The 20,737-nt window shown below is 72.5% G+C and carries 19 protein-coding genes and 1 riboswitch; of the genes, 8 read left to right on the plus strand and 11 right to left on the minus strand.

Annotated features, from left to right (window positions below; all coding sequences use genetic code 11):
- The first annotated feature begins 46 nt into the window (after positions 1 to 46).
- Entirely contained in the window at positions 47 to 592 is a 546-nt protein-coding gene (locus ACFV04_RS12040) for an ATP-binding protein (protein WP_380345682.1), read from the plus strand.
- Positions 593 to 867: 275 nt separating this feature from the next.
- Here ACFV04_RS12040 and ACFV04_RS12045 read toward each other — a convergent pair whose 3' ends face one another.
- The 3 genes from ACFV04_RS12045 to ACFV04_RS12055 all read right to left on the minus strand — a co-directional run bounded on the left by ACFV04_RS12045 (position 868) and on the right by ACFV04_RS12055 (position 2,945).
- Positions 868 to 1,722 (minus strand): hypothetical protein, encoded by an 855-nt coding sequence (locus ACFV04_RS12045; RefSeq protein WP_380528658.1) that lies wholly within the window; start codon positions 1,720 to 1,722, stop codon positions 868 to 870.
- 213 nt (positions 1,723 to 1,935) lie between these two features.
- Positions 1,936 to 2,136, minus strand: a complete 201-nt coding sequence (locus ACFV04_RS12050; RefSeq protein WP_380345678.1) for a DUF397 domain-containing protein — start codon at positions 2,134 to 2,136, stop codon at positions 1,936 to 1,938.
- Entirely contained in the window at positions 2,133 to 2,945 is an 813-nt protein-coding gene (locus ACFV04_RS12055) for a helix-turn-helix domain-containing protein (RefSeq protein ID WP_380345677.1), read from the minus strand. The genes ACFV04_RS12050 and ACFV04_RS12055 overlap by 4 nt, the downstream gene beginning before the upstream one ends.
- Before the next feature lie 160 nt (positions 2,946 to 3,105).
- Here ACFV04_RS12055 and ACFV04_RS12060 point away from each other — a divergent pair, with 160 nt between their 5' ends.
- The 3 genes from ACFV04_RS12060 to ACFV04_RS12070 all read left to right on the plus strand — a co-directional run bounded on the left by ACFV04_RS12060 (position 3,106) and on the right by ACFV04_RS12070 (position 6,882).
- The gene (locus ACFV04_RS12060; protein ID WP_380528660.1) at positions 3,106 to 3,555 is read left to right on the plus strand and encodes an ATP-binding protein; all 450 of its coding nucleotides are present in this window, start codon (positions 3,106 to 3,108) and stop codon (positions 3,553 to 3,555) included.
- Between the two features lie 143 nt (positions 3,556 to 3,698).
- On the plus strand, positions 3,699 to 5,672 hold the full coding sequence (locus tag ACFV04_RS12065) for a ricin-type beta-trefoil lectin domain protein (protein WP_380345673.1): 1,974 nt from the start codon (positions 3,699 to 3,701) through the stop codon (positions 5,670 to 5,672).
- A gap of 268 nt (positions 5,673 to 5,940) precedes the next feature.
- On the plus strand, positions 5,941 to 6,882 hold the full coding sequence (locus ACFV04_RS12070; RefSeq protein ID WP_380528662.1) for an EamA family transporter: 942 nt from the start codon (positions 5,941 to 5,943) through the stop codon (positions 6,880 to 6,882).
- 65 nt (positions 6,883 to 6,947) lie between these two features.
- On the opposite strand, the gene ACFV04_RS12075 is transcribed toward ACFV04_RS12070, so the two are convergent.
- Complete coding sequence (locus tag ACFV04_RS12075; protein WP_380345669.1) at positions 6,948 to 7,700, minus strand: TetR/AcrR family transcriptional regulator; 753 nt, start codon at positions 7,698 to 7,700, stop codon at positions 6,948 to 6,950.
- A gap of 175 nt (positions 7,701 to 7,875) precedes the next feature.
- Here ACFV04_RS12075 and ACFV04_RS12080 point away from each other — a divergent pair, with 175 nt between their 5' ends.
- Both ACFV04_RS12080 and ACFV04_RS12085 read left to right on the plus strand, forming a co-directional pair.
- Entirely contained in the window at positions 7,876 to 8,469 is a 594-nt protein-coding gene (locus ACFV04_RS12080; protein WP_380345667.1) for an NADPH-dependent FMN reductase, read from the plus strand.
- Positions 8,470 to 8,497: 28 nt separating this feature from the next.
- Positions 8,498 to 10,099 carry an MDR family MFS transporter gene (locus ACFV04_RS12085; protein ID WP_380528665.1) on the plus strand — a complete coding sequence of 534 codons (1,602 nt, stop codon included), beginning with the start codon at positions 8,498 to 8,500 and terminating at the stop codon, positions 10,097 to 10,099.
- A gap of 19 nt (positions 10,100 to 10,118) precedes the next feature.
- Here ACFV04_RS12085 and ACFV04_RS12090 read toward each other — a convergent pair whose 3' ends face one another.
- From ACFV04_RS12090 to gcvT, 7 genes are all read right to left on the minus strand, one after another.
- The gene (locus ACFV04_RS12090) at positions 10,119 to 10,802 is read right to left on the minus strand and encodes a hypothetical protein (protein ID WP_380345663.1); all 684 of its coding nucleotides are present in this window, start codon (positions 10,800 to 10,802) and stop codon (positions 10,119 to 10,121) included.
- Positions 10,803 to 11,167: 365 nt separating this feature from the next.
- Positions 11,168 to 11,695: a hypothetical protein gene (locus ACFV04_RS12095; protein WP_380528667.1), complete on the minus strand. Its 528-nt coding sequence runs from the start codon at positions 11,693 to 11,695 to the stop codon at positions 11,168 to 11,170.
- A gap of 77 nt (positions 11,696 to 11,772) precedes the next feature.
- Positions 11,773 to 13,575 (minus strand): hypothetical protein, encoded by a 1,803-nt coding sequence (locus ACFV04_RS12100; RefSeq protein ID WP_380528669.1) that lies wholly within the window; start codon positions 13,573 to 13,575, stop codon positions 11,773 to 11,775.
- A gap of 208 nt (positions 13,576 to 13,783) precedes the next feature.
- On the minus strand, positions 13,784 to 15,151 hold the full coding sequence (locus ACFV04_RS12105) for an L-serine ammonia-lyase (protein WP_380345657.1): 1,368 nt from the start codon (positions 15,149 to 15,151) through the stop codon (positions 13,784 to 13,786).
- 190 nt (positions 15,152 to 15,341) lie between these two features.
- Positions 15,342 to 16,622: a serine hydroxymethyltransferase gene (gene glyA / locus ACFV04_RS12110; RefSeq protein ID WP_380345655.1), complete on the minus strand. Its 1,281-nt coding sequence runs from the start codon at positions 16,620 to 16,622 to the stop codon at positions 15,342 to 15,344.
- 84 nt (positions 16,623 to 16,706) lie between these two features.
- Positions 16,707 to 17,081, minus strand: a complete 375-nt coding sequence (gene gcvH, locus ACFV04_RS12115; RefSeq protein ID WP_360254127.1) for a glycine cleavage system protein GcvH — start codon at positions 17,079 to 17,081, stop codon at positions 16,707 to 16,709.
- Between the two features lie 102 nt (positions 17,082 to 17,183).
- Positions 17,184 to 18,305, minus strand: a complete 1,122-nt coding sequence (gcvT, locus tag ACFV04_RS12120; protein ID WP_380528672.1) for a glycine cleavage system aminomethyltransferase GcvT — start codon at positions 18,303 to 18,305, stop codon at positions 17,184 to 17,186.
- A 230-nt stretch (positions 18,306 to 18,535) separates the two neighbouring features.
- A riboswitch (glycine riboswitch) is annotated at positions 18,536 to 18,640 on the minus strand.
- Between the two features lie 230 nt (positions 18,641 to 18,870).
- Here gcvT and ACFV04_RS12125 point away from each other — a divergent pair.
- Entirely contained in the window at positions 18,871 to 19,671 is an 801-nt protein-coding gene (locus ACFV04_RS12125) for an enhanced serine sensitivity protein SseB C-terminal domain-containing protein (RefSeq protein WP_360254131.1), read from the plus strand.
- 116 nt (positions 19,672 to 19,787) lie between these two features.
- On the plus strand, positions 19,788 to 20,735 hold the full coding sequence (locus tag ACFV04_RS12130) for an enhanced serine sensitivity protein SseB C-terminal domain-containing protein (RefSeq protein WP_380528674.1): 948 nt from the start codon (positions 19,788 to 19,790) through the stop codon (positions 20,733 to 20,735).
- Positions 20,736 to 20,737 lie beyond the last annotated feature (2 nt).

A 20,737-nucleotide genomic window follows, 5' to 3' on the forward strand; every position in this document is an offset into this window, starting at 1 on the left:
CTCATTGTCCGTACGCGGCTGCTTGCGTTCCGCAATGATGGTCCGCATGGCGGGTTGGGGCGAAACAGATCAGTCATCAGTTCCCGGGGTCGGCCGGGTCGCCGAGGCGTCCTGGATCGACGTCCAGGGAGCGCTCTCGGCGCTGGAACGGCTCAGCTCCGAGGAGCTGGAGGAGATGTACTCCGGCAGACTGCGCGACCAGTCCGCGCCGAGCGAGGTGCGGCTGCCGTCCCGGCCGGAGTCGGGCCCGGTCGCCCGTCGACTGGTGCTGTCCGTCCTGGAGTCCTGGGACCTCCACCAGCACCTGGAGGCGGGTGAGTTGCTCACCGGCGAGCTGGTGGCCAACGCGGTGCGGCACGCCGCCGGCCGCACCATCGGCCTGCACGTCAGCCGCAAGCCGGGCTGGCTTCGGGTCGAGGTCCGGGACTCCTCCCGGGCGCTGCCCTGCATGATCCTGGCCGAGCCGAGGCCGGTGAACGAGCGGGGCCGCGGGCTGAAGATCGTCGACGACCTCTCCGACCGCTGGGGTGCGGACCTGCTGCCGCGGGGCAAGGGAGTCTGGTTCGAGCTCAAGGTGCGCGAGCGGCACTGAGGCGTGCTGTCCGGGGCTTGTCCCCGGATACGCGCAGGGCCCCCGAATTCGCCGTGGTCCGGCGGGTGGGGGCCCGTGCAAGTCATCGCGCCGGCCAAGGGGGTGCGTGCCGCGCGATGGGCGTCGGCAGTGCCAGGTCGGGCCCGCCGAAGTTCGATGCCTTGACTATTGCACGAATCTCAGCATGTGGGCAAACCGGGTGACTGGGAATCCAAGGTTTGTAACCTAGTTCACCTTTGGATTTTGCATAGGTTAACGCTGATACCTGTGAATATTCATGATCCTTGGCGCGCGGCCGTCCTCAGTTCCGCGCGGATCCGGGCAGCGTGGCGGTGGACCGAGACGGGGGAGAGGCGGGACGGAGGCGATGCCGCCCGGTTGATGCCGCGGGGGGAGCGGCAGGCGCTGCAGAGGCCGCCCAGAAGGGCCTGGGGGCGGCACGGGGTGCGGCACTCGGTGCACTCGGGGATGCGGGTGGCCCGGGCGGCCGGCGCGGGGCGTTCCGGGGGCATCTTGTCGAGCAGGCGACGGCGCGTGAAGGCCACCGGGCTGTGGACCGGCGTCGGCAGCCCTGCGGTGAGGGCCGCCGTGAAGAGGGCGGGGGTGACGTCCCGGGCCAGCCACTCGGCGGCGAGCGGTTCGAGGGCGGCACAGTCGGCGGCGGAGAGGGCGAGACGGGTGTCCGCGATGCCGAGGCCGGCGAGGGCGGCGTAGGCGGGGGACACCGGGGAGGGCGCGGTGGCGCTTCGCTCCTCCGGGGGATCGGGTGCGTTTTCCGTTGACTCGCCCGCCTCGCCGGTGGCGAGGAAGTGGTTCCACCAGGCGTCGCTGCGAGGCGTCCGGGAGAAGTAGGTGCGGAACACCCACTGGGGACGGTCGGCGTTCACGCGCTCGCGGACGCGGCGCAGGTGACCGGCGGTGGAGAGCCTGTTGAGGGCCGTACGGACGGCCATCTGCCCGAAGAGCGGCTGGTAGGCGGCGAGCGTCTTGACGTCCATGGCGGCGCCGTCGGGGAGGTGGTCGATCAGGCCGGCGAGGTACGCCTCGCGGACCGGGAGGTGCGCGAAGTCGTCGGCAGCCGGGGGAAGTTGCCCCGGGGCGGACTGCTTGCCGTATCCGGGCGAGGCCATGGGGAAGGTAGAGTCGTGGGTAGCCACAGGATCGAGTCCTTCGTCGATCGGGGTGGTCAGACCCCCGCTCGGTGTTGGCGCACCGGCCGGGGGTTGATTCGTTACGGGCACGCTACACGGCGCGACGGGCCGTGGTGAGCTGATGACGATTAGTCATATCTGCTGCGTGCAGGGGTGGTTGGAAGGTGGTTGCCCACCCATTCCACCAAGGGATCACTCGGACTCGGCGGCTTGAGCTTCGGCGGCGAAGGCGACGAAGGCGGACCAGGCGGCGGGAGAGAAGGTGAGGGTCGGGCCGGCCTTGTCCTTGGAGTCCCGGACGTGGACGGCGGTGGGGGAAGGGGCGATCTCGACGCAGGCGCCGCCCTCGTCGTTGCTGTAACTCGACTTGAACCACTCGGTTCCAGCGTTCATAGCTCCTCCGAGACTTTCCCGATGAACTCCACGGACTCCTCAGTGCTGAGGGCCTGCATGCGGATCATGCCATGTCGTTGCGTGATCACGTTGACCTTGTCGGGGTCGGCATGCAATACGCCGGTTCGATGCCCTTCCACGTAGGCCAACTGCTCGCGGTCTGCGGTTTCCAGCAGGATGATGGGGCCGGTCAGGGCCGCGTATGCCGCACGGTTTGCAGGGAGCACCTGAATTGCGATGTTGCGTAGGTCGCTCATCTCGACGATGTGCGCGAGCTGCCTCTTCATGAGGTCCGCACTGCCGACCTTTGCGCGCAGCGCTGCTTCGTAGATCACGAACCCGAACAGCACTGGCGGTGAGCTCGTCAGCTTCTCCTGGCGTTGCATTCGGCCCGCGACGCGGACTTCAACCGTCTCGTTGTCCAGGGGCGGACAGGCGTGGCTGATCAGCTCGCGGGCGTACTCCTCGGTCTGGAGCAATCCCGGGATGAGCAGGGCTTCGTATGTGTGGATCGCGATGGCATCAGCTTCGGCATGCGTGTAGCCCTGCGAGTAGGACGGGAACTTCTCCGGCTTCAGGAAGTCGGTCGCCGCCAGCAGCATCCCCCTCGCGTCGCACAACTCATCGGCGACGGTGAGCAACTTGAGCGACGGCTTCCGCCTCCCCGCCTCCATCGACCGCACGCTCTCGTAGTCGTAGCTCGCAGCCTGGCACAACTGCTCGCGGGTGACCCCGGCTTGCTCCCGCCACCGCTTGACCTGATCGCCGCAGTACTTCCAGGCCATCGGGTTCTGCTTCGGCGTGGTCATCCCGAACCCCCTCATCGTCCCTGGTCATCCAGCGGTCGACTCTCACGCTGTACCAACGGTGTGACTACTGAGGGTAGGTCCGGCTCCCGACTCTAGAAGGGTGAAATGGCCGAACTCAGCCCTTGTGAGTGAAGCCTTCCGTACACCCCCAAGGACTCCGATGAACACTCAGCCCGTCGATGCCGTCGAGTGGATGTTCCCCCGACTCCCCCGAAGCGCCGGCCGTGCCCGCCTCCGTCTGCTGCGGCAGGCCCTCACGTGGGAGGTGCCGATCGAGTCCACCGAGATCGCCCTGATCCTCCTGAGCGAACTCGTCACCAACGCCTGCCGCCACGCCCGCGCCCCGCGCGACCGGCTGATCGGCGTCCGCCTCCTTCTCCCCACCTGCTCCGTGCTCCGCATCGAGGTCTCCGACGCCAGCCCCGAGCTCCCGGCCCTGCGCCGGGCAGCCCTCGACGACGAGTCCGGCCGAGGCCTCGAACTCGTCGCAGCCCTCGCCACCTCCTGGGGTGCCCACCCGCGCGGCGAGGGCTTCATCGGCAAAACCGTATGGTTCGAAATCGCCCTCCCCGCGCCTGCGGGGAGCGCTTCAGGAGATATCAATTCGTGATAACCGTGAGGCGCTTCCGGGGAGGCGCGTAAAGAAGTGTCAGGGCTTTTCGTTCGGGCCATATGGATATCGTCAACGGCCGCGATGCGGCGGGATTTCGGGTCCTACCATCCAGCTTTACCGAGAAGAAGGATGGTTTTGACGTGGAACCCCTGTCCCGCCTGAAACGCGCCCTGGCCTGCGGGGTCGCCGCAGTCGCCGTGTTCGGCGGCCTGGCCGTGCAGGCCCCGACGGCGTCGGCGGCGCCTCCCGTGGACACGACCTGCGGAACCCCGGCCTCGCCGGGCGGCGGCAACTGCATGACCGCGCTGATCAATTCGGCCTTCGACATGATCAGGGGCATGCGCAACGCCGCGAACAGCAACAAGCTGGACAACGCGGAGTTCACCCAGAGCACCGCGACGAAGTTGAGCCAGAAGTTCCCGGGGTTCAACGTCATGGTGTACAAGACGGTGGGCACCGACCTGTACGACACCGAGTGGTTCAAGGGCGAGTACAAGGCCGACATGAAGGGGGTGCTGCTCGACACCACCTACAAGCTCAATCATTTCCTGGACAAGGAGAAGAAGGATCCCTCCGGCTACGACGTGTTCCGGATCTGGGTCTTCCAGGGGGACTCGACGTTCCGCAACCGGACCGACGGCGGCTTCATGAACTGGGCGTTCGTCGGCAACGACGGCGACAGCGTCAAGAAGGACTCGTGGACCTGCCGGTCGGGCACCGCGCGGCCCTACAAGTGCGACGGTGACGTGCGCACCATCCACTTCCCCGGGCGATCCGGCTACGGCACCAGGACCGGCAGCCTGACTCCCGACTCCGGCCGCCCCGGCTACCACGCCTGCCTGGACGTCAGCGGCAACGGCACCGCGAACGGCACCCCCGTACAGATGTGGGAGTGCAACGGCGGCGACGCGCAGAAGTGGACCTACAACGGGTACCGGCTCCAGGCGGCCAACGGCAAGTGCCTGGACCTGCCGGCCAACAACACCGCGAGCGGGACCAAGCTCCAGGTCTGGGACTGCCTGGACAACCCCGGGCAGCGCTGGAACATGTCGGCCAGTGGCGGTTTCCGGCACCTGGTGGACCAGGAGGACCGGTCCAAGGACGTCTGCATCGACGACTACAGCGGCCAGACCGCCAACGGCAGCCCGGTGGTGGCCTGGGGCTGTGGCTCCGAGGACAAGCGGGACGCGCCCAACCAGAACTGGGCCTGGGGCGGCACCCCGCCGACCACCAACCCGACCACGCCCGCCAACGGCGCCGACGTGACCCTCAAGCTCGACAACGGGCTGGGCGCCGTTCCGGTCAGCGGTTCCGCCGGCGCGTCGGTCGTCCCCGGGATCCGGGGTGGCAGCGAATCCAAGTGGAAGCTCACCCCGGTGGGCGGCGGCCGCTACCGGATCACCAGCTCCTACGGGCTGGAACTCACCGAGAACGCCAACTACATGGCCGAACTCCAGCCGTGGAGCAACTCCTCCCAGCAGAAGTGGCAGCTCGTCGCAGTCGGCAACGGCAAGTACCAGATCCGGATCTCCGGGGACGACTGCCTCGCCCACGACGCCGACTTCAAGCAGCTCGGCGTGTGGACGTGCAAGTCGGGCTGGCAGCAGGAGTGGGTGCTGGAGGGCTTCTCCGGCGGTGTGATCACGCCGACCGACCCGACCACGCCGACGAAGCCGAAGCCCACGAATCCCCCGACGACCGGCGGTGGCGGTTCCGGCGTTCCGACCGAGCGGCCGCTGTTCCTGAAGCTGTCCAACGGGCTGGGCGCGTCGGCACCCAACGAGACCGCGAGCTGGGGTTCGCCGATCATCGGCGGGATCCTCGGGTACAAGGGCTCGACCTGGACGATCAAGTCGCTGGGCGGGGACCGCTACCGGATCGTCAACGACCTCGGGTACAACCTCACCGAGAACCCGGCGACCTATGTCGCCGAGCAGCAGGCGTGGGGCGACACCTCCAACCAGAAGTGGCAGTTCGTGAGCGTCGGCGGCGGGAAGTACCGGATCCGGATCGGCGACGACGACTGCCTCACCCACGACTCCGACTTCAAGCAGCTCGGGGTGTGGACCTGTGAGGGCGGTTGGAAGCAGGAGTGGACCTTCCAACTCCTCTGACTCCTCTGATCGGCCTCTCCTGGCGCGCGGGAAGTCGGCCCGGCCGACGTCCCGCGAAGCCGAACCTCCCGGCCCGAGTAGCATCGGGTTCGTGAAGCTGTACTGGCACGTCGTGCTGCCGCCGCTCAGCGCCTGATCGGGCGCGCGCGTAGGTGGCTTGATCCCCTTCGCCCCGGCTCGGCCGTCGTGAGGCCGCCGTGGGCTGATGGCGTGCGCCCGTTCTCGGAACCTCTCCTCTGACGGTCTTCGACGACGGAAGTACACGACTGTGCCGAATCGTTTGTCCTCGCCTGCCCGCTCCGTTCCCACGGCTCCCCGCCCCGTCCGCCCGCGCGGCGGCGCGGTGCCGATCCTGATCGCCGCCGTTCTCTGGGGCACCACCGGGACCGTCAGTTCGCTGGCGCCCGGCGGCGCCCCGGCGGCCGGGATCGGGGCGGCCGGGCTGGTGCTCGGCGGGCTGTTGTTGTTCCTCACCGACCGCACCGCCTGGGCGCTGCCCCGGCGGTGCGGGGCGCGCGAGCGGTGGCTGCTCGCGGCCGGTGCGGTCGCGGTGGCCGGGTATCCGGTGACCTTCTACCCGGCGGTGCACCGTACGGGCGTCGCGGTGGCGACGGTGATCGCACTGGGCAGCGCGCCGGTGTTCACCGGGCTGCTCGGGTGGCTCGCCCGGCAGGGGCGGCCCGGCGGGCGGTGGGCCGGGGCCACGGCGCTGGCCGTGCTCGGCTGCGCGGTGCTGGTGCTGGGGCCCGAACTCTCCGGCGGCGGGGCGGCGGTGGACCCGCTCGGGGTGCTGCTGGCGGCGCTCTCCGGGCTCTCGTACGCCGGGTACTCGCTGATCGGCGGGCGGCTGATCGCGGCGGGGCGCCCGTCGGGCGGGGTGATGGGGGCGATGTTCGGCGGAGCGGCGCTGCTGGTGCTGCCGGTCCTGCTCCTCGGGCCGGTCGGGTGGCTGCTCTCGGTGCGGGGCGCGGGGGTCGTGCTGCACCTCGCCGTGGTCACCACCTACCTCGCGTACCGGATGTTCGGCTACGGCCTGCGGCACACCAGCGCGCAGACGGCCACCACGCTGACCCTCGCCGAACCTGCCGTGGCCGCCGTGCTCGGAGTGCTGGCACTGGGGGAGCGGCTGCCCGCCGTCTCCTGGTGCGGTCTCGCCGTCCTGGCCGGCGGGCTGGCCTGCCTCGCGCTCCCGGCCCGCCGCCGGGGCTGAGCGGCCGCCGGTGCGGGGGAGGCCGGGCGGTCCGGCGGCTCCCGCGCCCGGTGCCCGGCCGGGCCTCAGATGCCGAAGTGGGCGGCGATGCCGTCGAGGACGCAGTCGAGGCCGGTCCCGAACTGCCAGTCGGCGTCGTCCTTGCGGGTGGCCTCGTGCAGGTAGCGCTGGTAGCGGGGGTAGCGGCCGGTGCTCATCAGCCAGCTCATCCGGGGGGCGAGTCCGGCCCGGGTCTGGTCGCCGTCGGACCAGCCGCGCTCGCGGCGGAGGTTCTCCAGGGTGACCTCGGCGGCGACCGAGCCGTGCACGTAGCCGGTGACGGTGCGGAAGACCGCCATGGTGGTGTCGGCGTCCAGGCCGTGCTCGGCCAGTACAGCGAACGCGCGTTCCGGGACGGCGAGTTGGTTGGGCCCGAGGGCGAACGGGGTGGCTGCCCGGACGCTCCACGGGTGCGCCAGGTGCATCGCCCGCAGGTGCACGGCCAGTGAGCGCATGGCGTCCCGCCAGCCGTCGGCCGGTTCGTCCAGGGGGAGCCGGCCGTACACGAAGTCGACCATCAGCTCGATGAGTTCGTCCTTGCCGGAGACGTACCGGTAGGCGGCCATCGGGGCGACGCCGAGCGCGCCGGCCAGGCGGCGCATGGTGACGGCGTCCAGGCCCTCGGCGTCGGCGAGGGCGACCGCGGCCTCGGCGATCCGCTGCGGGGTCAGCGTGGTGCGCGGCGCGGGGGCCGGGCGGGCGAGGCGTTCCCAGAGCGAGACCTGGGGCTTGTCGTCGTCGGCGGGGGTGTCCCCGGCGGGGGCCTGCTGAGCGGGCACGGGGCGGGCTCCTTCCGTCTGGGTGGCCCCACCGTACCACTTCGGCGTGTACGGCGTATCTGGAGTGTACGGCGTATCCACAGTGGACGATGTACGCGACCGTGTGTACGTTGTATCTGTCGAATACGCCGTACACATCGGCGTGCCGTCCATCGCATCCCGGAGGGGGACCCCCATGTCCACGGAGCAGCACCTGAAGATCGCGGTCATCGTCGGCAGCACCCGCGACGGCCGCTTCGGCCCGGTCGTCGCCGACTGGCTGCTCGGCCACCTCGACGCCCGCGGCGACGCGGCCGTCGACCTGGTCGACCTGGTGGAGACCCCGCTGCCGACCGCCTTCCCGTCCTTCGGCGGCGAACTGCCCCCGGGCGACGCCGACCTGCTGGCCGCCGTGTCCCCCCGGCTGGAGGCCGCCGACGCCTTCGTGATCGTCACCCCCGAGTACAACCACAGCTTCCCGGCGCCGCTGAAGAACGCCATCGACTGGCACAACCGGCAGTGGCACGGCAAGCCGGTCGCCTTCGTCTCCTACGGCGGCCTCTCCGGCGGCCTCCGGGCCGTCGAGCAGCTGCGGGTGGTCCTGGCCGAGCTGAACGCGGCGACGATCCGCAACACGGTCAGCTTCCACGGCGCCGCCCAGTGCTTCGACGCCGACGGCAAGGCCCTCGACCCGGCCGCCGACGCCGCCGCCAAGACCATGCTCGACCAACTGGCCTGGTGGGCGCACGCGCTGCGCGACGCCCGGCAGACCCGCCCGTTCGCGGCCTGAGCCGGCCGGCGGCGGGGGGCGGACGACCATGACCACGGACACGGACGCAGGCGCGGGCAGGGACACGGACCCCGGATCGGGGCCCGGGCCGGAGCCGGCCGCCGAGGAGCAGACCAAGCCGCCGCTGCTCGGCGTGATCGGGCTGATGCTCGGCTTCTTCCTCTCGGCCCTCGACGGGCAGATCGTCGGCACCGCGCTGCCGACCATCGTCGGCGAGCTCGGCGGACTGGCACACCTCTCCTGGGTGGTCACCGCCTACCTGCTCACCTCCGCCGCCGCCACCCCGCTCTGGGGCCGGCTCGGCGACCTGTACGGCCGCAAGGGCGCCTACCAGTGGGCGGTGGTGGTGTTCCTGGCCGGCTCGGTCCTGTCCGGGCTGGCGCGGGGGATGGGTGAGCTGATCGCCTTCCGGGCCCTGCAGGGGGTCGGTGCGGGCGGACTGATGGTCGGCGCGCTCTCGGTGATCGGGGTGCTCGTGCCGGCGTCCGACCGGGGGCGGACGCAGTCGGTGATCGGCGTGCTGATGCCGGTCGCCTTCGTGGGTGGGCCGCTGCTCGGCGGATTCCTCACCGACCGGCTCAGCTGGCGCTGGGCGTTCTACGTCAACCTGCCGGTCGGGCTGTTCGCGCTGCTCGCGGTGGGCGTCGGGGTGCGGCTGCGGACCGACCGCGTGCGGGCACCCTTCGACCTGGCCGGGGTCGTCCTGCTGACCACCGGCATCCTCGCGCTCACCCTGGTCGGCAGCTGGGGCGGCACCACGTACGCCTGGACGTCCCCCTGGATCCTCGGGACGGCCGTGGTGGCGGTGGTGGCGCTCGGCTGGTTCGCCCGGGTCGAGCGGCGCGCCCCCGGGCCGTTGGTCCCGCCCGCGCTGTTCCGCAGCCGCAACTTCACGGTGGCCCAGGTCCTCGGCCTCCTCACCGGCGCGGTGATGCTCGCCCTGATCGGCTGCCTGCCGCAGTACCTGCAGCTCGTCCAGGGCGCCTCACCCACCACCGGCGGCCTGCTCCTGCTGCCGCTGATGCTCGGCATGATGGGCGCCCAACTGGTGACCGGGCGGGTGATGGCCCGGCCGGGCGGCGAGCGGCGTTACCCGCTGCTGGGCGGGGCGCTGGTGCTCGCCGGGTCGGCGCTGCTGCTGCTCCTCGGCACCGACACCCCGGTCGCGCTCGCCTCCGGCCTGACCGCCGTCGCCGGGACCGGCCTCGGCCTGCTGATGCAGAGCACCCTGCTGACCTCGATGGGCGCCGTGCCCCGTCGGGACATGGGCGCCGCGATGGGCGTGGTCACCCTGCTCCGCAGCATCGGCGGCTCCCTCGGCATGGCCGGCCTCGGCGCGGTCTACACGGCCCGCCTGACCGGCTCGCTCACCCGGCACCTCGGCTCGGCCGACGCCGCCGCCCTCACCGGTGGCGGCCACCTCACCCCGGCCGCACTGGCGGGCCTGCCCGCCGCCACCCGCGACGCCGTCGGCACGGCCGTGACGGCGGGCCTGCACGGCGCGGTGGCGGGCGGTGCGGCCCTGGCGGCGGTGGCGACCGCGGTGGCCTGCCTGGCCCGCCCGCAGCCGGCGGCGGCGGACGCCGACCCGGCCGGCGGCGGGGCCGGGGCCCGGGTGGGGGCGGCGTAGCCCCCTCGGGTGGCCCGGGTCAGCCGGTGCCCGCGGGGCACCGGGCGGTGAAGCAGAAGCCGGTGAGCTCGGCCTCCCGGAGGCCCTGGAGCAGGGCGGGCCAGTCGTCCTCGGGCCCGGCCACGATGATCGAGTAGGCGACGCCGTCCGGGCCGACGAGGATGTGGTCGACGGCTCGCCGGCGGGTGCCGGTCTCGGCGTTGTCGTAGGCGTACTCCAGCTCGGCGGTGCCGCCGGCGGTCTGCTCCAGCCGGATGCGGCTGTAGCCCGGCAGCTTCCTCTTGACCAGGTCCGCGTCGGTGGCGACGGCCATCTCGTACGGGGGCTCGGCCTGCATCGAGTACACCTGGACCAGGCTGTGCTGGTCCGGGGTCCGGTAGAACGTGGAGTTGTTCTCCTCATCCCGCTGCCAGCCGTCCGGGACGAGGAGGGTGAATCCGTTGGGGTCCTGGACCCGGTTGAGGTGCGGCCCGGTGGGGGTCGGCGCGGGCGCCGGGGTGGTGGGCGCGGGGGAGGGGGACTCCGTGGCCGCGGGGGAAGGGGCGGCCGAGGCGGACCCGGAGCCGGGGGCGGTGGTCGCCGGGGTGACCGGCGGGGTCGCCGCGGTGGCCGGCCCGCCCCCGTCCTCGTGCCGGGTCAGGAGGTACCCGCCGCCGCCCGCGAGTGCGCCGAGGAGCACCCCGGCGAGGGCGGCCACCAGCACCCGCCGGCGCCGTCGGGCCCCGGGCGTCGGCGGACGCTCGGGCCGGGGGCCGCGCGGTGCCGTGATCAGCGGGGGTTCTCCCGGAGGCGGAGGCGGAAGCGGAGCCGAGGGCGGGAACGACGGAGGCGGGAACGACGGCGGTGGGGGCGTCGTCGGCGACGGGGGAGTCGGCGGAGCCTCCCGGCCCGCCGGCGGCCGGGTGACCCACTGCTGCCGGTTCTTGTCCCAGTACGTGCCCGCCATTCCCGCTCCCCCGTCGACCCTCGTGCCCGATGCCCGATGCCCGCCTGCCACCCGGTGCCTGCGGCCCGGGTGCTTGTCGCCCGCTGTTTTGCCGCCCGCTGCTCGTCGACCGGCGACTCCGCTCAGGGCAGGAACTGCTCGATCGCCTGCACGACCGCCAGCGCGGAGGCGAGCCCGGACACCGCCGTGCCCGAGCTCCGGAGGAGGTCGCGGAGCCGTTCCAGCCGGGTGCGCGGGGCGGTGCCGGTCTGTTCGAGCGCGGTGCCGACGGCGTCCAGCTCCTGTTCCACCTCGGCCACGCCGTTGCCCTCGACCCGGGTGAACATCGGCAGGTGTCCGCGCAACTCGCGGACGGCGGCGAGCAGTTCACGGCCGGACGCGTCGAGGCGGACCGAGGCGTCGACGGCCGTCGCGTCCTCGCCGGTGGCGACCGCCCCACCGGTCATCGCGCCGATCGACACGCCGCCGGGCGCCGGGGCGGGCACCGTCACGCCGCTCACGTCGGGCAGCGGGCCGGGCGCCCCGGCCCGCTGCGACCGGTCCTCCGCGCGGGCGCCGGGGCCCGAGGCGACGGCCCCGCCGGTCATCGCGCCGATCGACACCCCGCCGGGCGCCGGTGCCGGGGGAGTGCTCTCCTCGTCGTGCCGCACGTGCTGCTCCTCGCTCGTGTCGATCCCGAACTCCCCCCGCCGTGGTGGCGAACGGAGGTACTAGGTCCGGACAGGACCTAGGAGGGCTTGCCGCCGGGCGGCGGGGCCTCCGGGGCGCCGGACCGGGCCGTGCCCCCGTTGGTGGCGACGGCGCCGCCGCTCATCGAGCCGATGTGGATCCCGCCCTCCATCACCTGGATCACGTTCTGCTCGAAGCGGTCGGTCTCGTACCCGGCCTGCTCCAAGGCGACCCGCAGACCCCCGATGATCCGCTCCTCGATCGACTTCACGTACCGCCTGACGTCCAGCTCCTGGAAGATCGAGACGGCCGGTGAGGTGGCGGCCTCACGCAGCGAGACCACCGGGCGGGCGGCCACGGCCGCCGGTTCGTCGTCGGCGGCCGACCCGCCCGTCGCCCGCCCGCCGCCCGGCCGCAGCAGCGCGCGGAGGGCGGCCGGCCCGGCGGTGAACGCGGACATCGCCGAACCGCGGCGGCCCGCCCGGGTGCCCTGCTGGGCCACCGCGTCCGCCAGCAGTTCGTAGTCGCGCCGGATCGGTCCGAGCACGTGCGGGACGACCTCGACCATCAGCAGGTTCCCCTGGGTGTGCACCCGCAACTGCAGGGTCGTCACCACCTGTTCGTCCCAGGCGCCGACCCGGACGCGCAGGAAGTGCCGACGGCGTTCGCCGCCCTCGTCCACCGCCTCGGCGATGTGCCTGTCGATCTCCGCCTCCGCGCGCGACACCTCGCGGCGCGCCGGACCGTACGGGAGGTAGACGACGTGTGTGATCTCCAGGTCCTTCAGCCGGTCCAGGCTGGACTCGGCGGCGGCCTGCCGCAGCTCGGCCAGGCGCGGGGTGACCAGTTCGAGGACGGTCCGGGCGGTGAGGCCGCCCCCGGGGGCCACCGGGCCGGTCCCGCGGCGCTTCAGCTCCAGGGTGAACGACCAGACCTTGAAGGGGAATCCGGCGCCGAGGAAGGGGTCGGCCGGGTCGTAGACGATGAGCGGCGAGTGCTGTTCGGCGGCGATCGCCCGCCACAGCTCCCGGTAGCGCGGCCGGTCGGGCAGGCGGCGCGGATGCTGCGGGAACGCGGTGCGGGTCAGCTCGCTCCGGATGACCTGGGCGATCCTCAGCCGGTGCAGGCCCACCGTGGCCGCGAGTGCCAGCGGGAACAGCGTGCCCTCCCAGACCCCTTCCTTCAGCGTGAGCAGGGCCAGCGTCCAGTAGAGGACCTGGGCGATCACGGCGAGGGCGGAGAGGAACCCGCCGGCCGTGCGCCGGACGTCGGACGGCCGGGTGCCGGCGGACGAGGCGGGGGCGTACAGCGCGTGCTGCCGGACGTCCGCGGGCTTGGCGTACCAGGACAGCAGGCAGACCACGGCGTAGAGGACGGGGAAGGTGGCCGTGAACGGCGGCATGTACTGGGAGATCGCGGCGAACACGGTGTCGGCCGTCGACTCACTGCCGTACGGACCCCCGTCGTACCCGTGGGTCAGCCCGTTCGCGTACTCCCTCCAGTAGCTGCCGTCCGGCGGGTTCCGGATCAGCGGCCAGTAGACGGTGCAGAAGAAGCCGAGCCAGACCGTGGCGAGCGCCGCGCCGGTGCGGACCTCCAGGGCCCGGGCCCGGAGGGCGTGCGCGAGGACGGTGACCAGGTCGAAGCCGAGCGACGGCGGGACGGAGCGTTCATCGTGCTCGACCAGTTCGCCGATGACGCGCCGGCGGTAGTCCGGGTCGAGGTAGACGCCGGCGCAGAGCAGCCGGGTGGCCTCGGACGTCGCGTACGGTGACGTCGGTGGTGGTGGTGGTGGTCCGTCGGGCGGTGGGAACGGTGCGGGCGGCTCGTCGGGCCGCACCGGCCCGGGCTGGAAGGTCATCCGCCTCCCCCTCTGGCGTGAACCGACTGGCCGTGATTATGGACCTCCTGACGGACCGTCGGCCAGTAAAAAAGCGCACGGGAATCGCGAAGGCCCCCGGGCGGAGGGGATCTCCGCCCGGGGGCCGGGGCGCGCCGGACCGGTGCACGGTCCGTGACCGGTGCACGGTCGGTGACCGGTGTACGGTCCGTGACCGGTCAGTTCGGGGTCAGCACTCGATGACGTTCACGGCGAGGCCGCCGCGCGAGGTCTCCTTGTACTTGATCTTCATGTCGGCGCCGGTCTCCTTCATCGTCTTGATCGCCTTGTCCAGCGAGACGTGGTGCCGGCCGTCGCCGCGCAGCGCCATCCGGGCCGCGGTGACGGCCTTGACCGACGCCATGCCGTTGCGCTCGATGCAGGGGATCTGGACCAGGCCGCCGACCGGGTCGCAGGTGAGGCCGAGGTTGTGCTCGATGCCGATCTCGGCGGCGTTCTCGACCTGCTCGGGGGTGCCGCCGAGGACCTCGGCGAGGCCGCCCGCGGCCATCGAGCAGGCGGAGCCGACCTCGCCCTGGCAGCCGACCTCGGCGCCGGAGATGGAGGCGTTCTCCTTGAACAGCATGCCGATGGCGCCGGCCGCGAGCAGGAAGCGGACGATGCCGTCGTCGTCGGCGCCCGGGATGAAGTTCAGGTAGTAGTGCAGTACGGCCGGGATGATGCCCGCCGCGCCGTTGGTCGGCGCGGTGACCACCCGGCGGCCGGAGGCGTTCTCCTCGTTGACCGCCATCGCGTAGAGGGTCACCCACTCCATCGCGTTGGCCGGGCCGATGCCCTCGGCGCGCAGCGTCCGGGCCGCCGCGGCGGCCCGGCGGCGGACCTTGAGACCGCCCGGCAGGATGCCCTCGCGGGTCATGCCGGCCCGCACGCACTCCTGCATCACGGACCAGATCTCCAGCAGTCCGGTGCGGATCTCCTCCTCGCTGCGCCAGGCCTTCTCGTTCTCCAGCATCAGGCCGGAGATGGACAGGCCGGTCTCCCGGCTGAGCCGGAGCAGTTCGTCACCGGTGCGGAAGGGGTACTTCAGCGCGGTGTCGTCGGGCTTGACCCGGTCGGCGCCGATCGCGTCCTCGTCGACGACGAAGCCGCCGCCGACCGAGTAGTAGGTCTTCTCCAGCAGCGTGGAGCCGTCCGCCGCGAACGCCCAGAGGGTCATGCCGTTGGCGTGGTACGGCAGCGAGCGGCGGCGGTGCAGGACCAGCTGGTTGGCCGGGTCGAAGTCGATGGAGTGCTCGCCGAGCAGGTTGATCTTCTTCTCGGCGGTGATCCGCTCGACGTCCTTGTCGGCCTGGTCGACGTCGACGGTGCGGGGGGAGTGGTTCTCCAGGCCCAGCAGGACGGCCTTGGGCGTGCCGTGGCCGTGACCGGTGGCGCCCAGGGAGCCGTACAGCTCGGCGCGCACGCCGGTCACCTGGGTCAGCAGGCCTTCGGTCCGCAGTCGGCGGGCGAACATCCGGGCGGCGCGCATCGGGCCCACGGTGTGGGAGCTCGACGGGCCGATGCCGATGGAGAAGAGGTCGAAGACGCTGATGGCCACGGGGGACGTCCTTGTCTGGTCTCGTGGAAGGACTTGCTGGCATGGGGGCACAGGACGGGGCACCCCGCACTGTCCAGTGTGCGGGGTGCCCCGGGGTGCCACGTACGCGGGAGGGGTGAGCCCGGTCACCTACCGGCCGGTCACCTGCCGGCCGGTGGGCCTGCCGGCGGGTCGCCCCGCCCGCCGGTACCTACTCCTGGTTGGCCAGGGTCGGGTACAGCGGGTACTTCTCGGCCAGCGCGGTGACGCGGGCCTTCAGGGCGTCGGCGACGGTCTCGTCGAAGGCGGGCTTGAGCGCCTCGGCGATGATGTCGGCGACCTCGCGGAAGTCCTCGGCCTGGAAGCCGCGGGTGGCCAGGGCCGGGGTGCCGATGCGCAGGCCCGAGGTGACCATCGGCGGGCGCGGGTCGTTCGGGATGGCGTTGCGGTTGACGGTGATGCCGACCTCGTGCAGGCGGTCCTCGGCCTGCTGGCCGTCGAGCTGGCTGTTGCGCAGGTCGACCAGGACCAGGTGGACGTCGGTGCCACCGGACAGGACGGACGCGCCGGCCTCGGCGACGTCGGCCTGCAGCAGGCGCTCGGCCAGGATCCGGGCGCCGTCCAGGGTGCGCTGCTGGCGCTCCTTGAACTCCTCGGAGGCCGCGACCTTGAAGGCGACCGCCTTGCCGGCGATCACGTGCTCCAGCGGGCCGCCCTGCTGGCCGGGGAAGACCGCGGAGTTGATCTTCTTGGCGTACTCGGCCTTGGACAGGATGACGCCGCCGCGCGGGCCGCCCAGGGTCTTGTGGGTGGTGGTGGTGACCACGTCCGCGTAGGGCACCGGGTTCGGGTGCAGCCCGGCGGCCACCAGGCCGGCGAAGTGCGCCATGTCCACCATGAGCAGCGCGCCGACCTCGTCGGCGACCCGGCGGAACGCGGCGAAGTCCAGCTGGCGCGGGTAGGCGGACCAGCCCGCGATGATCAGCTTCGGCTGGTGCTCCTTGGCGAGGCGCTCGACCTCGGCCATGTCGACCTGGCCGGTCTTCTCGTCGACGTGGTACGCGGCCACGTTGTAGAGCTTGCCGGAGAAGTTGATCTTCATGCCGTGGGTCAGGTGACCACCGTGGGCCAGGCTCAGGCCCAGGATGGTGTCGCCCGGCTGGATCAGCGCGAACATCGCGGCGGCGTTGGCCTGCGCACCGGAGTGCGGCTGGACGTTGGCGTGCTCGGCGCCGAACAGGGCCTTGATGCGGTCGATCGCGATCTGCTCGACCACGTCGACGTGCTCGCAGCCGCCGTAGTAGCGACGGCCGGGGTAGCCCTCGGCGTACTTGTTGGTGAGCACCGAGCCCTGGGCCTCCATGACCGCCACCGGGGCGAAGTTCTCGGAGGCGATCATCTCCAGGGTGGTCTGCTGGCGGTGCAGCTCGGCGTCGACCGCGGCGGCGATCTCCGGGTCGAGGGCGTGCAGGGACTGGTTGAGAACCGTCATGGTGTGTTCTTCCCGGTGGAGGAGGAAAGGGGGCCCCGGTGGGGGCGGGCCGACGCGTGGGCGGCCCGCCCGGTCACGAACGGGTCAGGCCTTGATGAAGGCGTTGTACTCGTCCGCGGTGAGCAGCTTGCCGGTGGACGCGACGCGCACCTTGAACAGCCAGCCGCCCTCGAACGGGGCGCTGTTGACCAGACCGTTGTCGTCCAGGACGTCCTGGTTGACCTCGGTGACCTCACCGGTCACCGGCGAGTACAGGTCGCTGACCGACTTGGTGGACTCCAGCTCGCCGCAGGTCTCGCCGGCGGTCACCTCGTCGCCGACCTCGGGCAGCTGCACGTAGACGATGTCACCGAGAGCGTCGGCGGCGTGCTGCGTGATGCCGATGGTGGAGACGCCGTCCTCGGCGTCGGTCAGCCACTCGTGCTCTTCGGTGTACTTCAGGTGCGAGGGGTTGCTCATGGCGTCATTCTCCAGGATGGGAAGCGGGTACGACGAAGCGGGCCGCCGCGCGGAAAGCTTCGACGTGCGGGTACGGGGAAAGGGGACGGTCGGCGGGGTCGCTCAGCGGGCGCGCTTGTAGAACGGCAGCGCCACGACCCGGACCGGCTCGTGCTTGCCGCGCACGTCCACCGCGACGGTGGTGCCGGGGGCGGCGTGGGCCGCGTCGACGTAGGCCATCGCGATCGGCTGCCCCAGCGTCGGGGACGGCGCACCGGAGGTGATCCGGCCGATCGGGGTACCGTCGGCGGAGACCACGGTGTACTCGGCGCGCGGGACGCGCTTGCCGTCGGAGACCAGGCCGACCAGCACCTTCGGCGGGTTGGTCTCGGCCGCGGCGGCGGCCTGCTCCAGCGCCTTGCGGCCGATGAAGGCGCCCTCGTTGGTGGTCTTGTCGAAGCGGACGACCCGGCCCAGGCCCGCGTCGAACGGGGTGAGGTCGGTGGACAGCTCGTGCCCGTACAGCGGCATGCCCGCCTCCAGGCGCAGCGTGTCGCGGCAGGACAGACCGCACGGGACCAGGCCGCGGCCCTCGCCGGCGGTGGTCAGCGCCTGCCAGATCTCCTCGGCGTCGACCGGGTGGCAGAAGACCTCGAAGCCGTCCTCGCCGGTGTAGCCGGTGCGGGCCAGCAGCACGTCGCGGCCGGCCACCCGGGCCGGGAGGATCGCGTAGTACTTGAGGCCGGGCAGGTCGGCGTCGGTGGTGTCGGCCAGGATCGCGGTGGCCTCCGGGCCCTGGACGGCGATCAGCGCGTAGGTGTCGCGGTCGTCGGTGACGACGGCGTCGAAGCCCTTGGCGCGGGCGATCAGCTCGTCGAGGACCAGCTGGGCGTTGGAGGCGTTGGCGACGACCAGGAAGGCGTCCTCGCGCAGGCGGTAGACGATCAGGTCGTCCAGGATGCCGCCGTCCTCGGCGCAGATCATGGTGTAGCGGGCGCGCAGCACGCCCAGCGCGGAGACGAAGCCGACCAGCGCGTGGTCCAGCATCTCGCCGGCCTGGGGGCCGGTGACGGTGATCTCGCCCATGTGGGAGAGGTCGAACAGACCGGCCTTGGTGCGGACGGCGAGGTGCTCCTCGCGCTCGCTGCCGTAGCGCAGCGGCATGTCCCAGCCGGCGAAGTCGGTCATGGTCGCGCCGAGGGCGCGGTGCAGCGCGTCGAGCGCGGTCAGGCGGAGGGACGACATGGCCAGGAACTCCTCGGTCGGGGCACTCAGGGGTGCACGCGCCGGACCGGACCCGCTCGGGGACCGACCCTGCGCGCGGGCATGCGGCGGCGTGGGTCTCCCCATCTGTCGTCGAACCTGAGAGCTTCACCGCACGCCGGCCCGCAGCTGATTCCAGCTTGGGGGACAGCATGGCGGCTTGCACCGTGGGTGGGCGTACGACAGGGCCGTGCGCCGCTTTCCAGATGTGCCTAACCCGTGCGGTAGGGGGGCCTGAGAGATTCCGGGGAGGACTTGCTCCTTCGGCGCCGGCCGTACCGCTGCTGCGGCACTCCGGGCTCTCCCGCGCGGGTTCGAGCGGCCGGTATGGAGTTGTGGGGCCCGCGGCGCATGCCGTCGGACGCGCACATCATGGCACGTCCCGGGCGAGGAAGGGAGGGGGGACCCGGTCACACGGCGGCCGCGCGCCCGGGCGGACCGCACCCGCCCGAACACGTGCCCCCGTCCCCCCTGCCCCGGGCCCTAGACTGCTCCGCGTCGGCGCAGCAGAGGGCGGCCGACCGGCAGAGGGCGGAGTCGGCGGCGCATGGGGTACCCGGTGGAGCAGCAGCAGGGGTGGGGCGGTCCTGAGGGCGCGCCGGCGGGCGGTACGTGGCCGGCCAACGAGCTGGAGCAGGTACTGACCGCGGCCCTGGGTGACCCGGGCGCGACGCCGCGGGTGATCGAGGTGCTGGCCCGCAGCCAGGTGTGGGTGCCGCTGCCCGCGGGAGCGGACCCGCAGGGGCAGTCGCTGGACCTGCCGACCGTCGAGCTGGCCGGTGAACCGTACGTGCCGGTGTTCTCCTCGCAGGAGGTGTTCCTGCAGCAGGCACCGGGGATGGCCTTCGCGATCGCGCCGGTCTGGGAGTTCGCCCGCGGACTGCCGCTGGGCGTGGGGATCGCGGTGAACCCGGAGGCGGCGGTGGGCATCCCGGTGCCGCCGGAGGGCGTGGCCGAGCTGCGGCGCGGTCCGCGCGAGGACCGCTGGGAGGGCGCCGAGGATCCGGCGCCGACCGGCGGCCGGGTCGCGCTGCGCGAGCCGGTGCCGGGCGAGGACCCGGAGCACTTCCTGGCCGCCTGCCGGGCCGAACTGTCGGCCCTCCCCGGAGTGTTGACCGCCCGCAGGGCGCTGGCCAGCATCGAGGGCGAGCCCACCGTGATGTTCGTGGGCGTCCAGTTGGATCCGGCGGCCCCGGCCGACCCGGCCGCGGTGAACGACGCGCTCGGCCGAGCGCTGGGAACCGCGCCGCTGCCGGGCGGCGTCCACCTCGTACTGCTCGACCTCGCCGACGACCCGGTGGTCGAGTGGCTGCTCACCCGGGTACTGCCTTTCTACACGCGGGTGTGAGCGGCTTCGTATCACAGGCACGTCGCCGTGGCGGTGGCCGGTGCCGCGCCATAGGGTGCGTGCAGACGGCCGACGGGCCGGCGGGTTCGAGGAAAGAGGCGCGGCGAGGTGGGCGCATGAGTGCGGGAACGGGAGCGGGCGGGGTGCCGGGGCCCTGGAGCCACCAGGCACCGGCCGGGCGCCCGGGAGCGGATCCCGGCGTGTTGGAGCACGCCCTGCGCGAGGTCGCGCCGGAGCGCTACGACGCGTACGAGCGACTGCTGCACGCGCTGGCGGACGGCCGGGTCTGGATGCTGCTCTGGCACGGCACGCCGGGCAGCCCGGACGCGCAGTACGGGAACATGGAGATCAGCGGCCACGGTTACGCGCCGGCCGTCACCTCGCCCGAGCAACTGGCCGCCTCCGGCTGGGCGCGGGCCCACGAGGTCATCTCCGGCCCGGAGATCGCCGCCTCGCTGTACCGCACCCGCTGGGGCCTGTGGCTGAACCCGCACGCGCCCGGCGGCGGCGTCGGCGTGCCCTGGGCCGATCTGCGGCGGATCGCCGCGGGCCTGGACCGGCTGCCCGCCGGGCCGCTGAAACTGAGCGAGCCGCAGCTGAACGCCCCGCAGTTCTTCGCGTTGCTGGAGCGGCAGGCCGCCGAGGTGCGCGCGGTCCGGGCGCTGCGCCGGGCCTGGGTGCAGCCGGCGGTGGGGGAGCCCTACCTGGCGATCGGCCTGGACCTGTACGAGAGTTCGCCGCCCGCGGTGGAGGCGGTGCGTGCGCTGATGCAGCGGGCGATCGCGGTGGCCCCGGAGGGGCTCGCGGTGTCCACGGTGGCGATGTCGGACGAGTACGACCCGGTGGCGCTGTGGATGCGCGCCAACGCGCGACCGTTCTTCGACCGGGAGGCCGGCCGCCCGGCGACCGGTCCGTACCCGCCGCCCGCGTACCCGGGGCCGTCGATGCCCGGGCAGCCGACGCCCGGGTGGGCGTACGGCACGCAGCCGCCCGCGCAGGGCTGGCAGCAGCAGCCCCAGCAGCAACAGCCCCAGCGGCCGTGGCCCGGTTACCCCGGGCGCTGATT

The organism is Kitasatospora sp. NPDC059599 (assembly GCF_042735125.1).
GTDB lineage: Bacteria > Actinomycetota > Actinomycetes > Streptomycetales > Streptomycetaceae > Kitasatospora.